This is a genomic window from Peribacillus sp. NPDC058002, assembly GCF_042886655.1.
GTDB lineage: Bacteria > Bacillota > Bacilli > Bacillales > DSM-1321 > Peribacillus > Peribacillus aracenensis.
Genome location: NZ_JBHVQU010000245.1, coordinates 1 through 5,072, shown reverse-complemented (window position 1 = coordinate 5,072; position 5,072 = coordinate 1). Strand labels below are relative to the sequence as shown.

Genomic DNA, 5,072 nt, shown 5'->3' with positions numbered 1-5,072 from the left:
GTAAACGACATCCCCCTTCAATATGAAATTGCCTTTCTCCCTTGGTATAAAACACCCGGGCTTAATATCGAAGCCTGCGAAAAATCACTCTTTAAAGTACTTGAGACACAATTCAATTTAAAAGTAAAAAAAACAGTCGAACACTTGGAGTTTTCACTTGCCGACGATTCCATTTCTGACAAATTGGAGGTTCCGAACGGTTCACCTTGTTTTTCCTTAGAAACTTACACATATGAGAATGACGGATCGGTCATTGAATTCTCTAAAACTCTCTTTAGAGGCGATCGTGCACACTTTGTCATCGAGCGAAACTATTGATTGTAATTATATAAAAAATGACGGATGCCTAATTAATTAAGGCATCCTTACAAGAAACTCTGATGGATTCCGTAAACGTCCATATGAGAAGTGAAGTTCCGGTTGGATCTTTTCTATCAGGCGGGATTGATTCATCATTTAGCTGCTCCATTGCAAAAGAATCAAAACTTTTTCTGTTGGGCTCGAAAGAGATGGATATAGTGAAATAAACGTTGCCCAGGAAACAGCAGCCGCTCTAAATTATAGAAAATATAAGTTATATAATAAGTCCTGAAGAATTGGATTATATCTCCGGTTTCGGCATTTTATCTGCGATTTTCGGAGTTATATCTCCGATTTTTGAAATATATCTGCGATACTTTTAATAATTACTTGATTATCACCATAATCCATTCAATTCAATAATTCGTATATGACGAATTTCTCAAAAGGATTAGATTCAGTCAAGCCAGGTAACATCACTTCGTTTTTCAGCCTGAAGGCGGTTTGATTTTCAAGGAAAAAAATATAATCCTGTGAAGGATAAAATAATATAAGTTCGATTTGGCGCGGCTCTTTCTCAAAGGAAAGCAAAATGTTATTGATGATTTTCATGAAAATCTGTACCGAGAACGGATTAAAGAAATAAAAACGGTTGTCTTTCGTATCAATACCATACTCTTCTGCCAAACAACAGTGGAATTCTATATTGGCATTGTTTTTTTTCCTTTTCTCCAAATACCCATTCAGATTCTCAATCGCTTCTTTATAGAAACTTTCATTCATCTCCACGCCAACCACAGATGATTGATATAAGTGATGGATAAAAAAATTCAAGCGTCCTTTACCGCATCCAAAATCCACAATGCGATCATTTCCTTTCAGTGCATATTTTTTGAATAAATGTTCTAATGCACTGTATGGAGTAGGTTCATAGCGGTGATAATGCAAAGAATCATTGAATTTTTTTTGTACACCTTCCGTCCTGATGTTCAGCATTTCATCATAATTCGTTTCTTTCATTATTATTTGCACCTGCTTCATGTTTTTTAAAATATAGGGCTCCCTAATTAAAAACCCCGGATAAGGTTGATCTTATCCAGGGTAAGGTTTTGATATAAGAATGTCCAGACAATTAATTGGATTTTGCTTTAGTTACATAATCATTAAAATCAGAGATGCTTGGGTTGGCTATATAATGACCGCCTTCCACTTGGATCGTCTGACCTGTAATGAATTTGGACTCGTCTGATGCAAGGAATAGAACGGTATAACCGATATCTTCCGCTTCACCATGATATGGCAATGCATTAAATTTGGCAAAAATATCGAGTACGGCCTGAGGCATATTATTTTTCGCTGCAGGAGTTAAAATAAGGCCTGGTGCCACTCCATTACAACGAATATGATCTTTACCATACTGTGCAGCGATATAACGGGTCAAATTCACTACCCCCGCTTTGGACGCACCATATGCAGATCGTACGGAGTCACCTGTAAACCCAGCCATGGAGGCAGTATTGATTATCGATCCCCCTCCTGCTTTAATCATGTGAGGAATTGCAAACCTGCTTCCCAATAGGACACTTTTTAAATTCACATCCATAAGTCGATCCCATTCTTCCAAATCTAAATTCACGACATCCAGATCTTTATGGAGGTTAGTTAAACCCACGTTATTAACAAGCACCGTAACCGTACCATATTGTTCAATTGTAAAGTCGACTGCTGCCTGGATAGAATCTGCTTGTCCAGCATCCAAGAATACTCCAGCCGCTTCCCCACCTTGTTTTTTTATGTTTTCGGCCGCTTCTTTTGCTCCTGCTTCGTTAAAATCAGCAATCACGACTTTTGCGCCTTCTTTAGCCATCAGAGTGGATATGGATAACCCTATACCCGAAGCTCCACCTGTCACTAATGCTACTTTACCTTGTACTCTTCCCATAATAAATAACCACCTGCTCTTCAAAATTGAATATCACTGCTTTATTACTCATGACTACCAGTACAAGAATACAATATCTATAAAGTCATTACAAATAATTATACCTATATTCCAATTCGTTGAAGGGAGATTATTAGAAGTTCATAAACCTAAAGAAAATTTTGTTTACCAAAGGGAAAACAGAAAAAAGCTGAAGCATCAAAAAGAGCTTCAGCTTTCTTTCATTTTTCTTCTTCATCATCCCATATGATCCAATCATGAACCTCAAGAATCTCCAGAAACTTCATCAACCGCGGTAAAGCTGGTTCTGCTTCCTCACCAAAATGTTCACTCATCGCTTCAGAAATCTGATTTACATTCCTTTGGAACTGCATCTGTTTAATGGCATATGCCCCAAACTTATCAAGCTTGATTTTACGGACTGATGGTTGTTTAAAGAAACGAATTGTAATTCGTTCCACAAAATTTGTCCTTTGAATCACCAAAAAAGTTGCTTCCGAAGATTCATGTACCATAGTGACGCGACTTTCCAAAAGGGGAACCATAGTTAACAGGTTCCTCTTTTTTGATTGGCGTTTACGAAGCATCTTCTTTTTTCCCTTTGCTGGATACGAACCAAAGCAATCCAGCTAGAGCAAGGAATAGTAGGAATGGCAGCAAATTGCTGGCTAATTTAGCCGCAGCCGGGACTTGGACACCTGCTGCGATCAATATGGCAATAAGAACACCAATCAATGATTCACCTGCTATTAAACCAGAGGCAAATAATACACCTCTATCAACCCGAGCTTTAAGCGCTTCTTTTGTTTTCGAGAAGAACTCAACGAAGAATCGAATAAATCCACCGATCATGATTGGGACACTAGTATGAACCGGTAAGTAAATGCCGACTGCAACAACAAGTGAATTCAGACCGAAAAACTCTAATGTGATGGAAATAGCAGCACCGATAAAGATAAGGGTCCAAGGCAAATCCCCTCCTAGAACACCTTCAGCAAGGATTTTCATTAATGCCGCTTTAGGTGCAGGTAGTTCTGCAGACCCCATCGTATATGCATTATCCATCAGAACAAGGATAAAACCAATGACTGAAGCGGACGCAACAACACCGATCATCATGGCAACTTGTTGTTTCCATGGTGTTCCGCCGACGATATATCCTGTTTTTAGATCTTGTGAAACATCACCTGATACCGCAAGTGCTGTACAAATGATTGCAGCCACGGTCAATGCGGCTACCATTCCAGTTGTACCAGTAAAACCAGTAGCTTTATAGACAATGGCCACAATCAATAGTGTAGCTATTGTCATTCCAGAAACTGGGGAAGAAGAACTTCCGACGATTCCAACAACCCTTGATGCCACTGTCACGAATAAAAATCCAAAAATCGCAATTGCAATCGCACCGATGACCCCTACATCTGTTATAGGTGTGAAAGCAATGATTAAAATGACGATGATCGTTCCCAACCAAACGTATTTAGCAGGCATATCTTGTTCTGTACGGATCGAACCTGATTTTAGTTGTCCTTTATTGGCTTTTACGCCTTTAATAGTATCAAAAACTGAACTGAAAAGTATTGGTAAAGTTTTGATCAATGTGATCAATCCGCCAGTTGCAACGGCACCAGCACCAATATAACGTATATAATTATCCCAAATTCCCCATGCATCCAATTCACCGATCGGTACATCAGAAGGGAAAATGGCTGTTCCATTGCTTCCGCCAAAAAAACTGATGGCTGGTATTAGAACGACCCAGGCTAATAAACCCCCACCTAGCATTTGTCCTGCAACACGCGGTCCAATAATATAACCTACACCCAAAAGGGAAGGAAAGGCATCAAGACCAACCACTGCATTTTTAAAATTCGTGATTCCTGTTTCAACCTCTGTCTTGAAGAGCTTAAACCCATCACCAAGCCCTTTAACGACACCGCCGATAACCAAACCGGCTCCGATTAGTTTCGCGCTTGTACCACCCTTTTCTCCTGACTTCAGGACCTCGGCACATGCCGTACCTTCAGGATATGGTAATGTTTCATGTTCCCTTACAATCAAAAGCTGGCGAAGGGGAACCATCATGAAGACCCCTAAAAATCCCCCAGTTAATACAACGAAAATGATGAATGCTTGACTCACATCCATGTCCCACATGAATAATGCTGGTATGGTAAATACAGCACCGGCACCAATTGCCTCACCTGCCGTGGTCATCGTTTGCACAATATTGTTTTCTAATATTGAATCCCTGCGAAAAACCCCTCTTAAGATAGCCATTGAAATTACCGCTGCGGGTATTGAAGCAGAGACAGTTAAACCAATAAGTAGGCCTAAGTATGCATTTGCCGCCCCGAATACGATTGCAAGAATAATCCCTAGAATAATTGCAGTTGCAGTTAATTCCGGTAGAGATTTAGATGCAGAGACGTACGGGACGAATTTACTTTCTTTTGAATTGTTCGACAATTTAGCCACTTCCTATGTTAAACTTTAAAATCATAAAGAACATTATATCACTGTAATTTAAAGTCATGCAATGGGAAAATTCTGCTTATTAAAAGTTTGATTATATCCAATAATCAGATTAGTAGTTTCGGTTTTAAAATATATAAAAAAATCATTCATCTCATAACCATCTGTTTTGGGCCTATTCGTTACAGGAAATCACTGCACCTCATTCATTCGATGGCCGGGGCAATCACACTCCTTATTAGCTCCATAAGCAAATAACCCATTGGGTTATTGCACATTAAAATGAGATTTAACATATCCTGAAAAATCAAGTCTTAAATGAAGGAATGATAAATTCATGGTCTCCTATATGGCC

General features: G+C 39.2%; 5 protein-coding genes and 1 pseudogene. 2 read left to right on the top strand and 4 right to left on the bottom strand.

The window, feature by feature from the left end; genetic code table 11:
* Positions 1–318, top strand: a 318-nt coding sequence (locus ACFVSH_RS22720; protein WP_387707957.1) for a GntR family transcriptional regulator, incomplete at its 5' end; no start/stop codon positions are given.
* A 59-nt stretch (positions 319–377) separates the two neighbouring features.
* A pseudogene (locus ACFVSH_RS22715) lies at positions 378–596 on the top strand (asparagine synthase-related protein); the annotation flags it as partial.
* Between the two features lie 115 nt (positions 597–711).
* On the opposite strand, the gene ACFVSH_RS22710 reads toward ACFVSH_RS22715, so the two are convergent.
* The 4 genes from ACFVSH_RS22710 to ACFVSH_RS22695 all read right to left on the bottom strand — a co-directional run bounded on the left by ACFVSH_RS22710 (position 712) and on the right by ACFVSH_RS22695 (position 4,711).
* The gene (locus ACFVSH_RS22710) at positions 712–1,320 is read right to left on the bottom strand and encodes a methyltransferase (RefSeq protein ID WP_387600049.1); all 609 of its coding nucleotides are present in this window, start codon (positions 1,318–1,320) and stop codon (positions 712–714) included.
* A gap of 112 nt (positions 1,321–1,432) precedes the next feature.
* A complete protein-coding gene (locus ACFVSH_RS22705) occupies positions 1,433–2,242 on the bottom strand; it encodes an SDR family NAD(P)-dependent oxidoreductase (protein ID WP_342615375.1) in 810 nt (269 codons plus the stop codon).
* A 221-nt stretch (positions 2,243–2,463) separates the two neighbouring features.
* On the bottom strand, positions 2,464–2,829 hold the full coding sequence (locus ACFVSH_RS22700) for a PqqD family protein (RefSeq protein WP_387600045.1): 366 nt from the start codon (positions 2,827–2,829) through the stop codon (positions 2,464–2,466).
* Positions 2,819–4,711, bottom strand: coding sequence for an OPT family oligopeptide transporter (locus tag ACFVSH_RS22695; RefSeq protein WP_387600043.1), 1,893 nt, complete (start codon positions 4,709–4,711; stop codon positions 2,819–2,821). The genes ACFVSH_RS22700 and ACFVSH_RS22695 overlap by 11 nt, the downstream gene beginning before the upstream one ends.
* Positions 4,712–5,072 lie beyond the last annotated feature (361 nt).